The sequence below is a fragment of the Gordonia sp. i37 genome, assembly GCF_002043085.1.
GTDB classification, from domain to species: domain Bacteria; phylum Actinomycetota; class Actinomycetes; order Mycobacteriales; family Mycobacteriaceae; genus Gordonia; species Gordonia polyisoprenivorans.
On sequence record NZ_MVPX01000116.1, the window covers coordinates 1 to 503 of the forward strand.

The window sequence follows — 503 nt, forward strand, 5'->3', positions numbered from 1 at the left end:
GCGCCGCACCGAGTTCACCCGGATGCCACAGCATGCGCCGCAACGCATCCCGGCTGTAGAGGACGACGTGGGGCGCGTCGTCGGGGCCGGCTGTGCTGCCGTCCCACGCGGTCAGATGCACCGGCAGGTCGCCGCCGATCCGGTCTTCGATCACTCGTGCCAGCGACGCGGCGACGGTCATGGGGCCTCCTGGGATGGGGTCGGTCACCCGTTGTTCGCCGCCCGCCGCGGTGCGGATGGGTCGTTACGGGCCGCAGTTGTCCGCCGACGGCGCCCCCCCGAGATGGCGAGCGCTGTCGGCGGTACCCGAGGCGCCGCCATGCGACGCTGTGCCCGATGGGTCAGGCGCTGTAGCCCAGCAGCGACTTGACCTCGAGGAAGTCCTCGAAGCCGTAGTCGCCGCCCCACTCGCGGCCGTTGCCGCTCTTCTTGTAGCCGCCGAACGGGGCGGCCGGGTCGACCTGCGCGCCGTTGAGCGAGATCGATCCGGCTCGGATCGCCCC

At 72.2% G+C, this 503-nt stretch carries 1 protein-coding gene and 1 pseudogene; both read right to left on the reverse strand.

Annotated features, from left to right (window positions below; all coding sequences use genetic code 11):
* Positions 1–181, reverse strand: a pseudogene (locus B1964_RS05520) (SAM-dependent methyltransferase); the annotation flags it as partial.
* Positions 182–341: 160 nt separating this feature from the next.
* Positions 342–503 (reverse strand): aldehyde dehydrogenase family protein (locus tag B1964_RS29915; protein WP_139765635.1); only part of this gene is annotated, 162 nt, incomplete at its 5' end.